This window comes from Streptomyces microflavus (assembly GCF_014650075.1).
GTDB classification, from domain to species: domain Bacteria; phylum Actinomycetota; class Actinomycetes; order Streptomycetales; family Streptomycetaceae; genus Streptomyces; species Streptomyces microflavus.
The window spans coordinates 82389-99830 of record NZ_BMUG01000019.1 but is presented as its reverse complement, the minus strand read 5'-3'; the positions used below and the strand labels follow the sequence as shown (position 1 = coordinate 99830).

14 protein-coding genes are annotated in these 17442 nt (G+C 72.0%); 7 read left to right on the top strand and 7 right to left on the bottom strand.

Features of this window, described 5'->3' with window-relative positions:
* Positions 1 to 425: 425 nt before the first annotated feature.
* Together IE264_RS36455 and ptsP are read left to right on the top strand one after the other, a co-directional pair.
* The gene (locus IE264_RS36455; RefSeq protein ID WP_015607275.1) at positions 426 to 875 is read left to right on the top strand and encodes a PTS sugar transporter subunit IIA; all 450 of its coding nucleotides are present in this window, start codon (positions 426 to 428) and stop codon (positions 873 to 875) included.
* Between the two features lie 76 nt (positions 876 to 951).
* Complete coding sequence (gene ptsP / locus IE264_RS36450; protein ID WP_032760579.1) at positions 952 to 2622, top strand: phosphoenolpyruvate--protein phosphotransferase; 1671 nt, start codon at positions 952 to 954, stop codon at positions 2620 to 2622.
* A 75-nt stretch (positions 2623 to 2697) separates the two neighbouring features.
* On the opposite strand, the gene IE264_RS36445 is transcribed toward ptsP, so the two are convergent.
* Complete coding sequence (locus tag IE264_RS36445) at positions 2698 to 3639, bottom strand: DUF8829 domain-containing protein (protein WP_032760577.1); 942 nt, start codon at positions 3637 to 3639, stop codon at positions 2698 to 2700.
* Positions 3640 to 3702: 63 nt separating this feature from the next.
* Positions 3703 to 5682, bottom strand: a complete 1980-nt coding sequence (locus IE264_RS36440) for an acetoacetate--CoA ligase (RefSeq protein ID WP_032760574.1) — start codon at positions 5680 to 5682, stop codon at positions 3703 to 3705.
* Between the two features lie 214 nt (positions 5683 to 5896).
* Between IE264_RS36440 and IE264_RS36435 the strand changes: the two genes are divergently transcribed.
* Positions 5897 to 8260, top strand: a complete 2364-nt coding sequence (locus IE264_RS36435) for a glycoside hydrolase family 31 protein (RefSeq protein ID WP_190167883.1) — start codon at positions 5897 to 5899, stop codon at positions 8258 to 8260.
* 376 nt (positions 8261 to 8636) lie between these two features.
* Here IE264_RS36435 and IE264_RS36430 read toward each other — a convergent pair whose 3' ends face one another.
* A complete protein-coding gene (locus IE264_RS36430; RefSeq protein WP_015607280.1) occupies positions 8637 to 9203 on the bottom strand; it encodes an NUDIX domain-containing protein in 567 nt (188 codons plus the stop codon).
* A gap of 60 nt (positions 9204 to 9263) precedes the next feature.
* On the opposite strand from IE264_RS36430, the gene IE264_RS36425 reads away from it, so the two are divergent.
* The 4 genes from IE264_RS36425 (at position 9264) to IE264_RS36410 (ending at position 12279) form a co-directional block, all read left to right on the top strand.
* Positions 9264 to 10073, top strand: coding sequence for a M15 family metallopeptidase (locus IE264_RS36425; RefSeq protein WP_032760570.1), 810 nt, complete (start codon positions 9264 to 9266; stop codon positions 10071 to 10073).
* Between the two features lie 106 nt (positions 10074 to 10179).
* The gene (locus IE264_RS36420) at positions 10180 to 10542 is read left to right on the top strand and encodes an Mpo1-like protein (RefSeq protein ID WP_032760567.1); all 363 of its coding nucleotides are present in this window, start codon (positions 10180 to 10182) and stop codon (positions 10540 to 10542) included.
* A 109-nt stretch (positions 10543 to 10651) separates the two neighbouring features.
* Positions 10652 to 11092 (top strand): Zn-ribbon domain-containing OB-fold protein, encoded by a 441-nt coding sequence (locus IE264_RS36415; protein ID WP_032760587.1) that lies wholly within the window; start codon positions 10652 to 10654, stop codon positions 11090 to 11092.
* The gene (locus tag IE264_RS36410; protein WP_032760565.1) at positions 11089 to 12279 is read left to right on the top strand and encodes a lipid-transfer protein; all 1191 of its coding nucleotides are present in this window, start codon (positions 11089 to 11091) and stop codon (positions 12277 to 12279) included. Before IE264_RS36415 ends, IE264_RS36410 begins: the two co-directional genes overlap by 4 nt.
* A 171-nt stretch (positions 12280 to 12450) precedes the next feature.
* On the opposite strand, the gene IE264_RS36405 is transcribed toward IE264_RS36410, so the two are convergent.
* The 4 genes from IE264_RS36405 to IE264_RS36390 are packed head-to-tail and all read right to left on the bottom strand — an operon-like array spanning position 12451 to position 16992.
* On the bottom strand, positions 12451 to 13059 hold the full coding sequence (locus IE264_RS36405; RefSeq protein ID WP_015607285.1) for a GTP-binding protein: 609 nt from the start codon (positions 13057 to 13059) through the stop codon (positions 12451 to 12453).
* The gene (locus tag IE264_RS36400; protein WP_032760586.1) at positions 13040 to 13477 is read right to left on the bottom strand and encodes a DUF742 domain-containing protein; all 438 of its coding nucleotides are present in this window, start codon (positions 13475 to 13477) and stop codon (positions 13040 to 13042) included. Before IE264_RS36400 ends, IE264_RS36405 begins: the two co-directional genes overlap by 20 nt.
* A gap of 9 nt (positions 13478 to 13486) precedes the next feature.
* A complete protein-coding gene (locus tag IE264_RS36395; RefSeq protein ID WP_015607287.1) occupies positions 13487 to 13930 on the bottom strand; it encodes a roadblock/LC7 domain-containing protein in 444 nt (147 codons plus the stop codon).
* Entirely contained in the window at positions 13927 to 16992 is a 3066-nt protein-coding gene (locus IE264_RS36390) for a sensor histidine kinase (protein ID WP_063605811.1), read from the bottom strand. Before IE264_RS36390 ends, IE264_RS36395 begins: the two co-directional genes overlap by 4 nt.
* Positions 16993 to 17442 lie beyond the last annotated feature (450 nt).

Below are 17442 nucleotides of genomic sequence, written 5' to 3'. Positions count from 1 at the left end.
TCCGACTCTATCAGACTCTTTCGTGTCCGATTCCCGGTCGAAGCGGGTCAAGCGGTTTTACTGATTTTCGCTTCCAGGTAATTCGCTTTCGCGTTTTTCCCTTTCGGCGAGTCCGACTCTATCAGGCCTTTTCCGTCTTCCTGACCACGTCCCGCGGGCATGCCGAAGGAAGGTTCAGGGTTAGGATCTGGGCTTAAAGGTCGCCGCCGACCCCCGACTCAAAGTCGCGTTGGGGTCAGGCAGGAGTACGACAGTACAGGCAGCCGGGGATCGAGGCAAATCGCTTGCGGTGCACCCCTAGGCCTGTCAACCGGGCGGTCTCGGGCGGAACCGGGACTTCATATGACTTACTCTGCTGAGCAGTACGCCGTCCCTCATCAGCCGCGGCGGCGACACCTGAATCTCCACCCCCTGGGAGGCTCCCCATGACCAACGTGACGTCCCCTCTTGCTGGACGCGCCATCGGACTCACCGCGGTTCCCGACCCGGTCTTCTCCGGCGCGATGGTCGGTCCCGGCACCGCCATCGACCCCGTGCGTGAGCCCTCCGAGGCCGTGTCCCCGGTCGACGGCATCGTCGTATCCCTCCATCCCCACGCGTTCGTCGTCGTCGACGAGCACGGGCACGGGGTACTGACGCACCTGGGCATCGACACCGTCCAGCTCAACGGCGAGGGCTTCGAGCTTCTCGTGAACAAGGGGGACACGGTGACCCGGGGCCAGAGCATCGTGCGCTGGGACCCGGCCGGCGTCGAAGCGGCCGGTAAGTCACCCATCTGCCCGATCGTGGCCCTGGAGGCCACCGCCGAGTCGCTCTCCGATGTCCGTGAGGACGGGGACGTGAAGATCGGCGACACGCTGTTCGGCTGGCAGTAACGCCTCGGGCGCAGTGACAAGCCAGTTGCACAACCACCGCGGTGACTCGGTCGCCGCACAACCGGAGACGGGTGAAATGGAGACAACGCTGCGAGGCGTCGGCGTGAGCCACGGTGTGGCCATCGGCGAGGTTCGGCACATGGGGACGGCGGTGCTGGAGCCGCCCGCCAAATCGATTCCCGCCGAGGAGGCCGGTCGCGAACAGGGGCGCGCCCGGCAGGCGGTGGAGGCGGTCGCGGCCGACCTGATCGCGCGCGGCAATCTGGCCGGCGGCGAGGCACAGCACGTGCTCGAGGCGCAGGCCATGATGGCCCAGGACCCCGAGCTGATGTCCGATGTCGACCGGCGCGTCGCCGTGGGCAGCACCGCCGAGCGCGCTGTGTACGACGCGTTCGCCGCGTACCGGGCGCTGCTCGCCAATGCCGGGGAGTACCTGGCGGGGCGGGTCGCCGACCTCGACGACGTACGGAACCGGATCGTGGCGCGGCTGCTCGGTGTGCCGATGCCCGGGGTTCCGGACAGCGACGAGCCGTATGTGCTGATTGCGCGCGATCTTGCGCCGGCGGACACGGCGCTGCTCGACCCGACTCTGGTGCTCGGCTTCGTCACCGAGGAGGGCGGGCCGACCAGCCACAGCGCGATCCTGGCGCGGGCGCTCGGCGTTCCCGCCGTGGTGGCTCTGCCGGGCGCCGGTGAGCTGGCCGAGGGCACGGTCGTCGCGGTGGACGGCAGCACGGGCGAGATCTTCGTGAACCCGAGCGCCGAGAAGCGTGAAGAGATGGAGGCCGCTGCCGCTGCTCGTAAGGCCGCGCTGTCCTCTTCCACCGGCCCGGGTGCCACGTCGGACGGGCACAAGGTGCCGTTGCTCGCCAATGTCGGCGGTCCGGGCGATGTGCCCGCGGCGGTCGAGGCGGGGGCCGAGGGTGTCGGGCTGTTCCGGACCGAGTTCCTCTTCCTGGACGACAGCAAGCAGGCTCCTTCCGAGGAGAAGCAGATCGCGGCCTACCGTGCGGTGCTGGAGGCGTTCCCCGAGGGGCGTGTCGTCGTACGCGTACTGGATGCCGGGGCCGACAAGCCGCTGGACTTCCTGACGCCGGCCGACGAGCCGAACCCGGCGCTCGGCGTCCGGGGGCTGCGCAGCCTGCTGGACCACCCCGACGTGCTGCGTACCCAGCTGACCGCGCTGGCGAAGGCCGCCGAGGGTCTGCCGGTGTACCTGGAGGTCATGGCGCCCATGGTGGCCGACCGCATCGACGCCAAGGCGTTCGCGGACGCGTGCCGTGAGGCCGGGCTGCAGGCGAAGTTCGGTGCGATGGTGGAGATTCCGTCCGCCGCTCTTCGGGCGCGGTCGATCCTCCAGGAGGTCGAGTTCCTGTCGCTGGGCACCAACGACCTGGCGCAGTACACCTTCGCCGCCGACCGTCAGGTGGGCGCGGTGTCGCGGCTCCAGGACCCGTGGCAGCCCGCGCTGCTCGACCTGGTGGCGCTGTCCGCGGAGGCCGCTCGTGCCGAGGGCAAGAGCTGTGGTGTGTGCGGGGAGGCCGCCGCGGATCCGCTGCTGGCCTGTGTGCTCACGGGGCTGGGTGTCACCTCGCTCTCCATGGGTGCCGCGTCCATTCCCTATGTGCGCGCCACGCTGGCCAAGTACACGCTGGCCCAGTGCGAGCGTGCGGCGAACGCAGCCCGTTCGGCCGACTCCGCCGAAGAGGCGCGCAACGCCGCTCAGGCTGTGCTGTCGGGCGAGTAGCCAGGGTGAGTTGATTGTCGGAGGGGCTTCCCGCCTGGTGGTGGGGAGCCCCTCCTTCTGTGTGCCCTGCCCTCGTCAGTGGTGCCTCTCCGCGGGGTCGGCTCCGATGTCGAATCCCGCGCTGTACTCCACGCCGGATTCCGGGGCGACGGGCTCTCCGGTCTCGGCGTCGGTGCAGTAGGCGTTGAAGACCTCGCCCGCGGTGAGCGGGGCGAGGGTGCCGTGGGCCAGTCGCCAGCCGTGGACGCGGTCCGGGCTGTCGGGGGCACTGGTGCGGAGCACCACTCCCCCGGGTGACTCCAGGGCGATCGCCACCGCGAGCACGGTGGCGAACTCCGCTCCTTCCGAGGTGTCCAGGCGGGCCGGGCCCGTGGTGTCGCGGTGGGTGTGGAGCACCGCCAGGAGCTGGTCGTTCTCCGTCGGGGTGGAGCAGACCAGGTGGTGGGTGCCCGGTCCGGCCGTTTCCAGCAGGCGCATGAGGAGGTGGGATGCCCGGTCGAAGGCCGCGCGTCCGATGTCCTGGCCGCAGTCCGCGCAGGCTCCGAGGTCGGCGAGGAGGAGCGTGGCGTACTCCCAGGTGGCCTGGCGGACGGCGCGGGAGACCAGGAGCGGGATGACGTCGGTCAGGCGTTGGCCGGTGTAGGCGACGGTGGCTCCGGCGGCGGCGATCTCGGCGGTGAAGCGGCTGCGGCTGGCGCCGGTGTCCGCGTCGAGTCCGGACTCCGCGCAGAACTCGGCGTAGTCCTCGGGGTCGAAGAGGGCGATCGTGGTGTGCATGCCCTGGGCGGCCAGGGCCTGGAGCAGGCCCTCGACCTGGTGCAGATAGGCGGTGTGGTCGTCGAAGGGGAAGGTGCCGTAGCGCCGCATGGCCGCGAAGTCCTGCTCGTCGACCAGGAGGCCGACGGTGCTGGGGGCTTCGCGGCGCAGTGTGCGGCGCAGGGTTGGGCCGTGTGGTGTTGTGCCGTGCTTCCTTGTGTGCTTGGAGCTGTTGTGCTTGGTGTTTTCCTGCTGCGCCATGTGTCCCCCTGTGCGCGGTGAATCCTTGCTCACTCAGCGTAACCAGGGGGACTGACAAGCAGACTAGCGGCGGCGGTTCGCGGCCAGTTCGGCGTAGAAGTGGAGGAGGTCGAGGTTGTCGACCGAGCCCGGGTTGACCGCCTTGGCGAGTTCGGTGCCCTGGAGCAGGCGCTTGACCGGGACCTCGATGCGCTTGCCGGTGAGGGTGTGCGGGATGGCGGGGACCTCGATGACCTCGTCCGGTACGTGGCGCGGGGAGAGGTTCTCGCGGATGGTCGCCTTGATCGCCGCTCGCAGGTCGTCGTCGAGGGTGGCGCCTTCGGCGAGGTGGACGAAGAGCGGCATCCAGTATCCGCCGTCGGGCTCTTCGATCCCGATGACGAGGGACTCGCGGATCTCGGGGAGCCGTTCGACGGCCTCGTAGATGTCGGCGGAGCCCATGCGGACGCCCTGGCGGTTGAGGGTGGAGTCGGAGCGGCCGTGGATGATCACCGAGCCGCGGTCGGTGATGGTGATCCAGTCCCCGTGGCGCCAGACGCCGGGGAACATGTCGAAGTAGCTGTCGTGGTAGCGGCTGCCGTCGGGGTCGTTCCAGAAGCGGATCGGCATGGACGGGAGGGGGTTGGTGACGACCAGTTCGCCGACCTCGCCGGTGAGGGGCTTGCCGGCCGGGTCCCAGGACTGGAGGTCGGTGCCGAGGCAGGGGGCCTGGAGTTCACCGATGTGGACCGGGAGGGTGGGGACGGCTCCGGCGAAGCAGCTGCAGACGTCGGTGCCGCCGCTGACGGAGGCGATCCAGAGGTCGTCGGCGACCTCGTCGTGGAGCCAGCGGAAGCCGTCGGGCGGGAGCGGGGAGCCGGTGGTGGCGACGCACTGGACGCGGGAGAGGTCGAAGTCGCGGCCGGGGTGGATGCCGGCCTTGCGGCAGGCCATGACGTACGCGGCGGAGGTGCCGTAGAGGGTGGCGCCGGTCTGTTCGGCGATCCGCCACTGGGCGCTGACGTCCGGGTAGCCGGGGCTGCCGTCGTACAGGACGACGGTGGTGCCGGTGAGGAGGCCGGAGACGAGGAAGTTCCACATCATCCAGCCGGTGGAGGTGTACCAGAAGAAGCGGTCCTCGGGTCCGAGGTCGCAGTGGAGGCCGATCTGCTTGAAGTGTTCGAGCAGGATGCCGCCCTGGGACTGCACGATGGCCTTGGGCAGGCCGGTGGTGCCGGAGGAGTAGAGGACCCAGAGCGGGTGGTCGAAGGGGACCTGCTCGAAGACCGGCTCGGTGTCGGCCGAGGTGAGGGCCGCCCAGGCGAGGGCGCCTTCGGGGGCGTCGGTGCCGAGCAGCGGGATGTGGACGACGGCGCGCAGGGTGGGCAGTTCGCGGCGGAGTTCGGCGACGGTCTCCGTACGGTCGTGCTCCTTGCCGCCGTAGCGGTAGCCGTCGACGGTGAAGAGGACGACGGGTTCGATCTGCTGGAACCGGTCGAGGACGCTGCGGGCGCCGAAGTCGGGGGCGCAGGAGGTCCAGACGCCGCCGACGGCTGCGGTGGCGAGGAAGGCGACGACGGCCTGCGGGATGTTGGGGAGGTAGCCGCTGACCCGGTCGCCGGGGGTGACGCCGAGGGCGCGGAGTTCGGCGGCCAGCGCGCCGACCTGGCGGCGGAGGTCGGACCAGCTGATCGGGACCTGGGTGTGGGTCTCGTCGACGTACAGGAGGGCGGGGGTGTCGGCGCGGGCCGGGTCCTCGGCGGTGCGCAGGGCGTGTTCGGCGTAGTTGAGGGTGGCGCCGGGGAACCAGGTGGCGCCGGGCATGGTGCGGTCGCCGATGACGCTCTCGTACGGGGTGGAGAAGCGGATGTCGAACCACTCGGCGACGGCCTGCCAGAAGGTGTCGAGCTCGTCGACGGACCAGCGGTGCAGGGCCGCGTACCCGCCGTCGGCCGGGGCTCCGAAGCGGCTCGCGGCCCAGCTCTGGAAGCGGGTCACGGCCGCGGCCTCGATGCGCTCGGGGCTGGGCTCCCAGAGGGGTGCGTCGGGTGTGGCTGCGGTCATCGGGCGGCTCCCTGGCTGGACGGGTACGCGGGTGGCGTGTCGGCGCGCACGGGCTGGGGTGTGCGCGTGAGCGGCTGACACGGACGATGCCATGTGATCGTCTTCGGCACCAGAGTGGGCCGGCGTGAGGCGGGGCGACGATCTTCCGTCGGGGTGGGTGAACGGGAGTTGAACGGGAGGTTCTGCGGTCCGGGCGGGTGGCAGGGTGTGCGCCATGGACGGTCGTGACCTGGTGCGTCGGGTGAGGTTGGTCGGTTCGGTGCGGGGGCTGCGCACGGTGCGTGCGGCGTGGCGGCGCCGGTCGGCGGATGCGCGTGCGCTGCCTCCGCGCGGTGCGGAGCGGGCCCGGGTGCCCGGTGCTCTGGTGGGGGCGGAGCCGGGTCCTGGCGGGGGTGTGGTGCGGTTCGCCCGTTCGGAGCTGCGGATCCGGGTGGCGGTGGGGGGTGCGGTGTTCTGGGCGTGGGACGGGGCCGATCCGCTGCCGTCGTACGCGCTGGCGGGTGAGGTGCCGGGGCCGGATCCGCGGGCGGTGCTGGAGCCGGACAAGGACGGTGGCTGGCAGGTGGTCTCCGAGCGGCTGACCGTGGTGGTGTCGCGGACCGGTGCGGTGGAGCTGCGGACGCCGGGCGGGGTGCTGTTGCGGCGGGAGTTGCCGCCGCGCTGGTGGGAGCCGGTGGGTGGGGGTGCGGTGCGGTGGGTGCAGCGGTCGGAGGTGCCGGCGGACGCTCAGTTCTTCGGTCTGGGCGGGCGGGCTTCGGGGCCCCGGCTGCGGGACGGGTCGTACGGGCTGTGGAACACGGACCCGGGCGGGCGGTTCGGCCCGGGGGACGATCCGCTGTATCTGACGATGCCGGTGCAGGTGGTGGTGTCGGACGCGGGCACCCATCTGGCGTTCCACGACAACACCTGGGCGGGCCGGGTGCTGGTGCGGGAGGGCGAGGAGGGTGCGGGCTCCGGGCACGACCGGCCGGGGACCTGTGAGGTGCGGATGGAGGGCGGTCCGCTGCGCTGCTGGGTGGTGGCGGGGACGCCGGCCCGGGTGCTGCGGGGGTGGACGGCGCTGACGGGGGCGCCGGCGGTGCCGCCGTCGTGGGCGCTGGGGCCGCAGCACGCCCGGTGGGGGTTCGGGAGTGAGCGGGAGGTGCGGCGGGTGGTGGCCGGGTACCGGGAGCGGGGGCTTCCGCTGTCGGTGCTGCATCTGGACATCGACCACTACGACGCGCACCGGGTGTTCACGGTCGACCGGGGTCGGTTCCCCGCGCTGCCCGCGCTGGCGGAGGAGTTGCGCGAGGGGGGCGTGCGGCTGGTGTCGATCGTGGATCCGGCGGTGAAGGCGGCGCCGGGTGACGCGGTGTTCGACGCGGGCGTGGCGCTCGGGGAGCGTGGGGCGTACGTCCGGGACGCGCGGGGGCGGGTGGTGGTGGGCGAGGTGTGGCCCGGGGCCTGCGTGTATCCGGATTTCACTGATCCGGTTGTGCGGGAATGGTGGGGATCTCTGTACGAGGAGCGGCTTGCGCAGGGCTTCTCGGGGGTCTGGCACGACATGAACGAGCCGGTGTCATTCGCCGCGTTCGGGGATCCGTCACTGCCGCGTTCGGCCCGGCATGTCCTGGAGGGCGTGGGCGGCGACCATCGCGAGGCGCACAACGTGTACGGGCTCGCGATGGCGCGTGCGGGGTACGAGGGGCTGCTCCGGCTCCGTCCCGAGGCGCGGCCCTTCCTGTTCTCGCGCTCGGGGTGGGCGGGGATGCAGAGGTACGGGGGCACCTGGTCCGGTGATGTGTCCACCGGGTGGCCGGGGCTGCGGGCCTCTCTGTCGCTGGTGCTGGGTCTCGGGCTGTGCGGGGTGCCGTACTCCGGTCCGGACGTGGGCGGGTTCGACGGGTTCCCCTCGCCCGAGCTGTATCTGCGGTGGTTCCAGCTGGGCGCGTACCTGCCGCTGTTCCGGACCCATTCGGCGATCGACGCGGGGCGGCGGGAGCCGTGGGAGTTCGGGCCCGAGGTGCTGGAGCACGCGCGGGCGGCGCTGGTGGAGCGGGAGCGGCTGCACCCGTACTTCGTGACGCTCTCGCACGTGGCGCGGTTGTCGGGGGCGCCCTATGTGCGGCCGGTGTGGTGGGCGGCGCCGGGCGACCGGGCGTTGCGGGGGTGCGAGGACGCGTTCCTGCTGGGCGACGCGCTGCTGGTGGCGCCGGTGATGGAGAGCGGGGCGGAGCGGAGGGTGGTGCGGCTGCCCCGGGGGCGCTGGTACGACACGGCGACCGGGCGGGCGTACGAGGGGCCGGGGCCGGTGGTGATCGACGCGCCGCTCTCCCGGATCCCGGTGCTGGCGCGGGCGGGGGCGGTCATTCCGGTGCGGGACGCGGACGGTGAGCTGGAGCTTGAGGTGTGGGCGCCCGCGCCGGGGCGTACCGGGGGCGGGCTGGTGGTCCGGGACCCGGGTGACGGGTGGGCCGAGGCCGAGGTGGAGCGGTATGTGGCGCGGTGGGAGGGCGAGCGGGTCGTGGTGGAGCGGGAAGGTGAGGAGGGGGCGGCGGCGGTCGGGCTTCCGGTGCGGGTGCGGGGGGTGGCGGGGTAGCGGGGCTCTTCCGGGGGGGGCGCCGTACGCCTGGGGTGGCGGGGCCCTTGGGGCGAAGCCCGGCACGCCCGGGTCGCGGGGCTCTTGGGGCGAAGCCCGGTACGCCGGGGTCGCGGGGCTCTAGGGGTGAAGCCCCGTACGCCCGGGTCGCGGGGCTCTAGGGGTGAAGCCCCGTACGCCCGGGTCGCGGGGCTCTAGGGGTGAAGCCCCGTACGCCCGGGTCGCGGGGCTCTTCGGGCGAAGCCCGGTACGCCCGGGTCGCGGGGCTCTTCGGGCGAAGCCCCGTACGCCCGGGTCGCGGGGCTCTTCGGGCGAAGCCCCGTACGCCGGAGTGGCGGGTCGCTCGGGCGAAGCCCCGTACGCCCTCGATGGGGTGTCAGTCGTAGTTTCCCGCGAACCAGGCGTTCACGGCCTCCGTGTGCAGCGGGAACGCCAGCGGGCGGGGGGCGTACAGGATCTCGTACCCCGACGTCTCGTCGGTGGGGACGGAGGGCGGCAGGCTCGACAGGGGCCGTTGCGGGAGGAGCCCGAAGAGCAGGAGGTGGCCGCCGGTGGAGCTGAGGGCTTCGGCGAGGCGGACGTCCTGTTCGGCGGCCTCGATCCCGGTCTCCTCACGCAGTTCGCGGACGACCGCGTGCCGCCAGTCCTCGGCGTGGTCGATGAAGCCGCCGGGCAGGGCCGTGCCGCCCTTCTGCGGCTGGATGGTGCGCGTGATGACGACGAGTCCGGCCGAGCTCGGTCCGGTCACGGGGAGGAGGGCCACGGCGACCGGGAGCGGGTTGCGGTAGGCGGTGGTGCCGCAGCGTGCACAGGTGCGGGGCCAGGTGTCAGGGGCGGCCGGGGCGGTGTACGGGGCTCCGCAGGTGGAGCAGTGGGAGTCCCTGACGTACGGGGACGGCTGCCGACCGGTCGTCGGGGCGGGGCTGCTGGTGGGCTCGGACACGGGCGGACTGTATCCGATCGTCCTTCCGCGGGGGCCGCGAAGCTGGTAGACGATGTGCCCATGACAGGAATGCGTACCGTTCTCCGCGCTCTGGCCACCGCTGCCGCCGCCCTGCTCGTCGCCACGGCCGTCTCCCCCGCGCCGGCGCAGGCCCGTCCCGAACCGAAGGCGCCTGAAGGGTTCGTGGCGTTGCGGTCGGTGGATCCGACGATCATCCAGGAGATGCGCTACACCACGGCGCACACCTTCCTGGGCGAACGCGTCGACGGATACCGGCAGCCGGTCTGCGTCCTGACCCGGCCCGCCGCCCGCGCACTGCACCTGGCGCAGAAGCGCCTGCTGCGTCAGGGGTATTCGCTGAAGGTGTACGACTGCTATCGGCCGCAGCGGGCGGTGGACCACTTCGTGCGCTGGGCGAAGGATCTCGACGATCATGCCATGAAGGGGGAGTTCTATCCGCTGGTCGACAAGTCCCGTCTGTTCGACGACGGTTACATCGCGGAGAAGTCCGGGCACAGCAGGGGAAGCACGGTGGACCTGACGCTCGTCCGGCTGCCCGCCCTGCCGACCAGGCCCTACCGTCCGGGTGAGCCGCTGGCGCCCTGCTTCGCGCCGAAGGGTGAGCGGTTCCCCGACAACTCGGTGGACATGGGCACCGGTTACGACTGCTTCGACACGCTGTCGCATACGGATGATCCCCGGATACGGGGAGCGCAGCGCGCCAACAGGCAGTTCCTGAAGCGGACGTTGACCGACGTGGGGTTCGTGAACCTGCCCGAGGAGTGGTGGCACTTCACCCACAGGCCCGAGCTGTTCCCCGACACCTATTTCGACTTCCCGGTGGATCGCAGGTCGGTAGCCGGGCACTGAAGGAACGGGCGACCGGGACCACCCCCGTGGGCTCCGGCCGCCCGTTCTTCCTTTCGGACGCGGAAGGGGCGTGTTCGGTTGCCGGTCGGGCGGCTACGGTGCCCGTATGTCACAGCAGACGTTCGATTCGTACGAGGAATTCTGGCCGTACTACGTCGCGATGCACTCCCGTGCCGCCACCCGCTGGGTCCATCTGACCGGCACCCTCACCGGTCTCGCGATCGCCGTCTACGGGCTGGCGCGGGGCCGGAAGCGCTACCTCGCGGCCCTGCCGCTGATCGGGTACGGCACGGCCTGGCCCGCGCACTTCCTGATCGAGAAGAACAACCCGGCGACGTTCGGGCATCCGGCGTGGTCGCTGCGTGGGGACGCGCAGATGATCGGGATGATGCTGGCCGGCCGGGACGCCGAATTGGCGGAGACCGCGGCGAAGTGGCTGACCGAGCACGGCGGGGACGAGCGCGGCTGAGGACGCCGGGCCGTCCCTCTCGCCGGGGGCGGCCGCCCGTGGCACACTTCTGACGTTCCGTCAGATCCAGTGCCGGGGAGGGGCTTTGCCACGTACACGCATACCCGTGGTGGCCGGTTGGTTCACCGAGGACACCGCCGAGGAGGGGTTCCGGCTGCTGGGCACCCGCTGCTCGGGCTGCCGGTCGGTCCACTTCCCCCGTGAGGACGACCACTGCCGCAATCCGGGCTGCCCCGGCGGGGAGCTGGAGGAGGTGGCGCTGTCGAAGCGGGGCACGGTGTGGTCCTGCACCGACGGGCGCTACCGGCCCCCTCCCCCGTACGTCAGCGACCCCGCGGTGCCCTGGGTGCCGTACACCCTCGTCGCCGTGGAACTGGCGGCCGAGCGCATGGTGGTCCTGGGGCAGGCCGCGCCCGGGGTGGGCGTGGGCGATCTGCCCGTGGGCTCGGTGGTGGAGGTGGTGCCGGGTGTCCTGGAGGAGGATCCGGCGGCGGACACCGTACACACGACCTGGCACTGGCGGCCCGTCGCGGTGGAGGCCCTGTCGTGAGCGGCGATGTGGCGGTCCTCGGGGCCGGGATGCACCCGTGGGGCAAGTGGGGGCGCAGCTTCGTCTCGTACGGGCGTGCCGCCGCGCGCGCCGCCCTCGACGACGCGGGCATCGGGTGGCCCGAGGTGGGGTCGGTGGTCGGCGCGCAGACTGTCCGGGGCGGCTATCCGGGGTACGTGGCCGGGGCGACGTTCGCGCGGGCGCTGGGGTGGCAGGGGGCGCGGGTGACCTCCGTGTACGCCGCGTGCGCGTCGGGGGCGCAGGCGATCAACACCGCGCGGGCCCAGATCCTGGCGGGGATGGCGGACGTGGTCCTGGTGGTGGGGGCGGATGCGGCGCCCAAGGGGTTCTTCGCCCCGGCGGGCGGGGACCGGCCGGACGACCCGGACTGGCTGCGGTTCCGGGTGCTCGGGGCGACGAACCCGGCGTACTTCGGGCTGTACGCCCGCCGCCGGATGGCCCTGTACGGGGACTCACCGGACGACTTCGCCCTGGTCAAGGTGAAGAACGCGGCGGCGGGGGCGCTGAACGCGTACGCCCGCTACCGGACGCCGGTGACCGCCGAGGAGGTCGCCGCGTCCGCGGTGGTGGCCGATCCGCTGCGGCTGCTGGACATCTGCGCCACCTCCGACGGGGCCGCCGCGCTGGTGCTGTGCGGCATGGACTTCGCCCGGCGGCGGGGGGTGGCCGATCCCGTGCGGATCCGGGCCGTCTCCACCGTGACGCCGACGTTCCCGAGGACCGTCCTCGACCTGCCGGACATCGGCACCGACTCGGCGGTGGCCGTGGAGCCCTCGCCGGAGAGCTTCCGGGCGTCGATCGCCCGGTCCGCCTACGAGGAGGCGGGGATCGGGCCGGAGGATCTGTCGCTGGCGGAGGTCTACGACCTGTCCACCGCACTGGAGTTGGAGTGGTACGAGGACATCGGGCTGTGCGGTCCGGGTGAGGGTGCGAAGCTGGTACGGGAGGGGGTGACCGCGCTGGGCGGCCGGATCCCGGTCAACGCGAGCGGGGGTCTCGCCTCGTTCGGCGAGGCGGTGCCCGCGCAGGCGATCGCTCAGGTCTGCGAGCTGACCTGGCAGTTGCGCGGGCAGGCCGGAGACCGGCAGGTGCCGGGCGCCCGGGTGGGGATCACGGCCAACCAGGGGCTGTTCGGGCACGGTTCGGCGGTGGTGGCCGTCCGCTGAGCCCCGGTCCGAACCGGTGACCTCACCCGCGTACTTGACGGATCGTCATGGCCGCAGAACACTCACAGCCCGGCCCGCCGGACGACGTGCGACCCGTACCCCTGTCGGCGGGGGTACGGGCCGTACGCGTACCGCTGTCGGGCGGCGGTGCCTGCCGGACGTCCGACGCTGTCAGGTGGCGACGGGCCGGCGGTCCCGGGCCGCGCGCTCCAGGGCGTTCTCGACCACCGCGACCAGGACGTCACGTACCGAGGACCGGTCCCGCGCGTCGCACAGCAGCACCGGGACCCCGGGGTCGAGATCGAGGGCGGCCTGCACGGTCTCGGCGGGGAACTCCCCCGCCCCGTCGAAGCAGTTGACGGCCACCGTGAACGGGATCCGCCGGCGCTCGAAGTAGTCGACCGCCGCGAAGCAGTCCTCAAGTCGCCGGGTGTCGGCGAGGACCACCGCCCCCAGGGCGCCCTGGGCCAGTTCGTCCCAGAGGAACCAGAAGCGGTCCTGCCCGGGCGTGCCGAAGAGGTAGAGGACCAGGTCCTCGCGGAGCGTGATCCGGCCGAAGTCCATGGCGACCGTGGTGGTGGTCTTGGACTCGACCCCCTCCAGGTCGTCCACCGGGCGGCCCGCCTCGCTGAGACGCTCCTCCGTGCGCAGCGGTCTGATCTCGCTGACCGCGCCGACCGCGGTCGTCTTGCCCACGCCGAACCCTCCCGCCACCAGGATCTTCAGGGTGACGGGCTCGACGGGCCGCTGCTTGACGCGGCTAGAGCGCCCGAAGGCCATTGATTACCTCGCGAAGAATGTTCACGTCCGGCAGCTCGGCCGGCGGAACGGGTCGGGTGACGTGCACCAGCTCGTCCTCGACGAGATCGCCGACCAGGACCCGTACCACCCCTACGGGCAGGTCGAGTTCGGCGGCGAGCTCGGCGATCGACTGGGGCATGTCGCTGCAGAGTTCGACGATCGTGACGTGTTCGGGCGCGAGCGTCTGGTCCCGGCCGGGGTCCTCGGCGGCCGGTTCGGGCACGACGAGGGCGATGAGGTCGAGCCGGTGCCGGGAGGCACTGCTGGTACGCCCCCGGGTCATGGCGTACGGGCGGACCACCGGCCCGGCCTCCGCGTCGTACCAACGCGAGGACTGCGGGTCGGTGGTCCCGTCCGGGGATCCGGGGTCCGTGCCCCGGGGGGAGTCAGCGCTCATGCCCGCCACTCACCCTCCGGCGGGCAGACCGGTCGTCCGTGGGGCGTTGGCCAGGTGGGCCCCCACGCGCTTGACCATCAGCGTCATCTCGTACGCCACCTGGCCCACGTCGGAGTCGGCATCGGCCAGGACGGCGAGACAGCTGCCGTCCCCGGCCGCGGTCACGAAGAGGAACGCCTCGTCCAGTTCAACGACGGTCTGGCGGACCCGGCCGGCGTCGAAGTGGCGTCCCACGCCCTTGGCGAGGCTGTGGAACCCGGAGGCGACGGCGGCCAGATGCTCGCTGTCCTCGCGGGTCAGATCCTGCGAGGTGCCGGTGGCCAGCCCGTCGCTGGAGAGCACCAGCGCCTTGCGGATGCTGGCGACGCGCTGGACGAGTTCGTCGAGCAGCCAGTTCAGTTCGCCCGAGCCGTGGCGTGCGGGGTTGGGTGCTGCGGCGTTCGGTGCGGTCATCGACCGTCCCCTCCCGGAGTGGTTCCTGGTGCTGTTCCCTCGGAGCCGGCCGCGTCCTGTGCGTCCTCGGCGTTCTGCCGACGACCGCGCTGCCAGCCGCGCTGGAGTGAAGCCATGCGATTGCGTACCTCGTCCGCGTCGCGCTCGACGTCGTCGAACGTGTCCACGGGCGCCCGGTGCGGAGTCCGGTCTGCGGATTCCTCACGGAGCTGGTGGGCGAGGCTGGCCTGCCGGACCCGGCGGGGCAGGCCGCCCACGGTGTCGGGGGCGGGTGGCCCGTTCGGCGCCGGGGGGTTCTCGGGGCGCGCCTCGGTGGTGCGGGGTGGTGCTGGGGTGTTCGGTGCCGCTGGGGTGTTCGGTGGTGCTGGGGTGTTCGGTGGTGCTGGGGTGTTCGGTGCTGCGTCTGTGGTGCGTGATGCGGTGGTGGTGCGTGGTTCGGTGGTGCTGCGTGGGTCTGTGATGCTCAGTGGTGCGGGTGCGCGGTGTGCTGCGCGGGCGGCCCAGGGGGTGGTGTGCGCGACCGGGCCGGTCGGGGTGCGGGGAGCGGTCGCGGGCGGCTCGGCGGTGGCGGCGGCCCGGTCCTCGTCGTCCGCCCGGCGGCCCCGGTCGGTAACCAGCGTCGGCGGGGTGCGGCGCGGCAGCGGTACCGGGCCCGCGGGGCGCATCGGGCGGACCTCGGCCGTGGGGCCTTCGCCGTGGTCGCGGGCCTGCTGGTGCTGTTCGCGGTCGGTGGCTCGGCGCCGGTCCCGGCCGTCGTCACCGCGTCGGTCCCGGCCGTTGTCGCCGCGCGGGTCCCGGCCGTCGTCGCGGCGCAGGTCGCGGGCGCGGAAGATGCCGCCGCGCTCGCTCTCGGTGTCCTCCAGGTCGGAGACGCCGTCGAGCACGGGTCCCAGGGCCGGATCGAGGGCCGGGTCCGAGGCGCGGTCCAGGGGGTCGCCGGCGAGGTCCAGAGGGCCGACCGGGCCTTCGAGTTCGACCGGGCCGTCGAGCACCGCCGGTCCGGTGAGTCCGGTGGGGACCGGGGAGAGGACGGCGGACCGGCCGTTGGCCCTGCGGTCGCCGCCCGGAGAGGTGCTCCCGGTGCCCGGTGCCGTGTCGGCGCCCCGGCCGCTGCCGATCGCCCGCTCGGCGCGGCGGTCGAGACGGAAGCCCGTGCCGTGGGTGTCCGGGGCGTCGGTGAGGAGGGCGGCGGGGATGAAGACGACCGCGGTGGTGCCTCCGTACGGCGATTTCTGCAGGGAGACCCGGACGTTCTGGCGCTGGGCGAGCCGGCTGACCACGAAGAGGCCGAGGCGGTCGGTGTCGGAGAGCTCGAAGTCGGGGGTCTCCGCAAGCCTCAGGTTGGCGTCGAGGAGGACCTCCGGGGGCATGCCGAGGCCGCGGTCGTGGATTTCGAGGGTGAAGCCGTTGGAGACGCGTTCGCCGAGCACCTGGACCGCTGTGTGCGGGGGTGAGAAGACGGTGGCGTTCTCCAGGAGTTCGGCGATGAGGTGGGTAAGGTCGGCGACGGCGGGGCCGCCCACGCCGATCCGGGGCAGCCGCCGGACCTCGATGCGTTCGTAGTCCTCGACCTCGGCGACGGCGGCGCGCACCACGTCCATGAGCTGGATGGGCTTGCGCCACTGGCGGGAGGGGGCGGCGCCGGAGAGGATCACGAGCCCTTCGGCGTGGCGCCGCATGCGGGTGGTGAGGTGGTCCAGGCGGAACAGGTCGGCGAGTTCGTCGCTGTTCTCGGTGCGGCGCTCCATGGTGTCCAGCAGGGTCAGCTGCCGGTGCAGGAGGACCTGGTTGCGGCGGGCGAGGTTGACGAAGACCTCGGAGACGCCGCGGCGCATGTCCGCCTGCTTGACCGCGGCCTCGACGGCGGCGCGCTGGAGGGTGTTGAGCGCCTGGCCGACCTGGCCGATCTCGTCGCGCTCGTAGGTGAGGTGCGGCGCCTCGGTCTCGACGTCGACCTGCTCCCCGGCGGCCAGTCGGCGCATGACGCTCGGCAGCCGTACGCCGGAGACCTCGTGGGCGTCCTTGCGCAGCCGGGAGAGGTCGCGGACGAGTTCGCGGCCGATGCGTACGGAGACGAAGATCGAGACGATCAGGGCCAGGAAGCCGAGGACTCCGGCGACCCCCGCCTGGGCGAGGACCCGGTATCCGGCCGGTTCCGCACGGTCCTGGAAGCGGTTGCCCATCTCCGTGGAGTCGTTGGCCAGCCGGTCGAGGACGGGCGGGGCCGCCTGCTGCCAGCGCTCGGTGTCGACGGCGCCCGGGCGCTTGGTGGGCCCGGCGGCGATCAGGGTGTCCTCGGCGGTGCGCAGCGGTTCGGCGTCGGGGCTGCTCCAGAACTGCTCGACCCGTCGGCGTTCGGTGGCGGGGAGGTTTTCGAGGCTGACCTCGTAGAGCAGTTGGCGCTGGGCCACCAGACCGGATACCTGGCGCAGTTCGGAGGTGGTGAAGCGGCCCGCGATGAGGCCCGAGGCGACCAGTGCGTCCTCGCGCGACAGCATCTCGCGGGCCCTGGATATCCCGACCAGCGCCCGCATCTGCTTGTCCATCGAGCCGTTCTCCGTGGTGTGGAGTCCGTTGAGGAAGCGGTACGCGGGGTCGACGAGGCCGTTGTAGAAGTCCAGCGCCTTCGCCCGGCCGATGGTGCGCTTCTCGACCGATTCACGCAGGGAACCCAGGCCGTCGACAGCACTCAGGATGGCGTCGAGACGGGTCCGGGCCTCCGCGTCGAGCGCCTCGCGGACGTCGTTCTGCCGGGCGCTGTCCCGGACCTCGGCCACGATCCGGTCGGTGTCGGCGCGTTGGCTCAGCAGGAGCGGAAGGGCGTCGGAGGCGCGGGGGTCGGCCAGGAAGACCAGGGTCTGCCGTCGTTCCGCCTGTACCACCCGGACGGCTTCCTCCAGTGGACCGGCGACCTTGTCCACGGTGGTGCTGACGCTCATCAGCTCGGTCGCCTGGCGGCCGGTGACGTACGTGGCGAGGACCCAGAGACCCGTGAGGGAGACGAGCGGCACCAGCAGCAACGCCACGATCTTCCTGCGGATGGACTTCCCGCGAAAGCGCATGGCCTCCCCCAGATCGGCCCCGCATGGCGGGGGTGGTCTTGTCTCGGTCGTCCCTCGACCCTGCCCCGACGTTCGCCGTGTGTACACCGGCGCGCATCGGACCGACGGGGGCGAGGGTCCGTCCTGCGTCAATAAACGGCGCGAGCCTACTACTGACACAGAGACAACTCGAAGACACGTCCGGATGATTTTCAGCCGTCCGATCGGGATTTGATCATGAGTTGCCCCGGTATTCCCGGAGATGAAATTCGCGAAAGCGACAGAGGATCCCCACCGATCCCCCAACTGCGGGCCCATATCAGTTGGCTGGAATTATTCGTTCCGTAGCCTTCTGGGCCCTGCGGTGGCTTTCAGGGGGAATCTTCTGAGCGAGTGGTTCGTCCATATGTACGGGGTAGACGCAGGGCGGGGGCGCGCACAGCAGTTGGGAGCCCATCCGCTCGCGTAGAA

What these genes read in the sequence shown, in the direction of transcription:
- ptsP (WP_032760579.1), top strand. Translation starts at nt 952, where the DNA reads ATGGAGACAACGCTGCGAGGCGTCGGCGTGAGCCACGGTGTGGCCATC.
- IE264_RS36440 (WP_032760574.1), bottom strand. Translation starts at nt 5,682, where the DNA reads ATGACCGCAGCCACACCCGACGCACCCCTCTGGGAGCCCAGCCCCGAG.
- IE264_RS36395 (WP_015607287.1), bottom strand. Translation starts at nt 13,930, where the DNA reads ATGACCGCACCGAACGCCGCAGCACCCAACCCCGCACGCCACGGCTCG.
- IE264_RS36455 (WP_015607275.1), top strand. Translation starts at nt 426, where the DNA reads ATGACCAACGTGACGTCCCCTCTTGCTGGACGCGCCATCGGACTCACC.
- IE264_RS36420 (WP_032760567.1), top strand. Translation starts at nt 10,180, where the DNA reads ATGTCACAGCAGACGTTCGATTCGTACGAGGAATTCTGGCCGTACTAC.
- IE264_RS36405 (WP_015607285.1), bottom strand. Translation starts at nt 13,059, where the DNA reads ATGGCCTTCGGGCGCTCTAGCCGCGTCAAGCAGCGGCCCGTCGAGCCC.
- IE264_RS36390 (WP_063605811.1), bottom strand. Translation starts at nt 16,992, where the DNA reads ATGCGCTTTCGCGGGAAGTCCATCCGCAGGAAGATCGTGGCGTTGCTG.
- IE264_RS36435 (WP_190167883.1), top strand. Translation starts at nt 5,897, where the DNA reads ATGGACGGTCGTGACCTGGTGCGTCGGGTGAGGTTGGTCGGTTCGGTG.
- IE264_RS36445 (WP_032760577.1), bottom strand. Translation starts at nt 3,639, where the DNA reads ATGGCGCAGCAGGAAAACACCAAGCACAACAGCTCCAAGCACACAAGG.
- IE264_RS36400 (WP_032760586.1), bottom strand. Translation starts at nt 13,477, where the DNA reads ATGAGCGCTGACTCCCCCCGGGGCACGGACCCCGGATCCCCGGACGGG.
- IE264_RS36425 (WP_032760570.1), top strand. Translation starts at nt 9,264, where the DNA reads ATGACAGGAATGCGTACCGTTCTCCGCGCTCTGGCCACCGCTGCCGCC.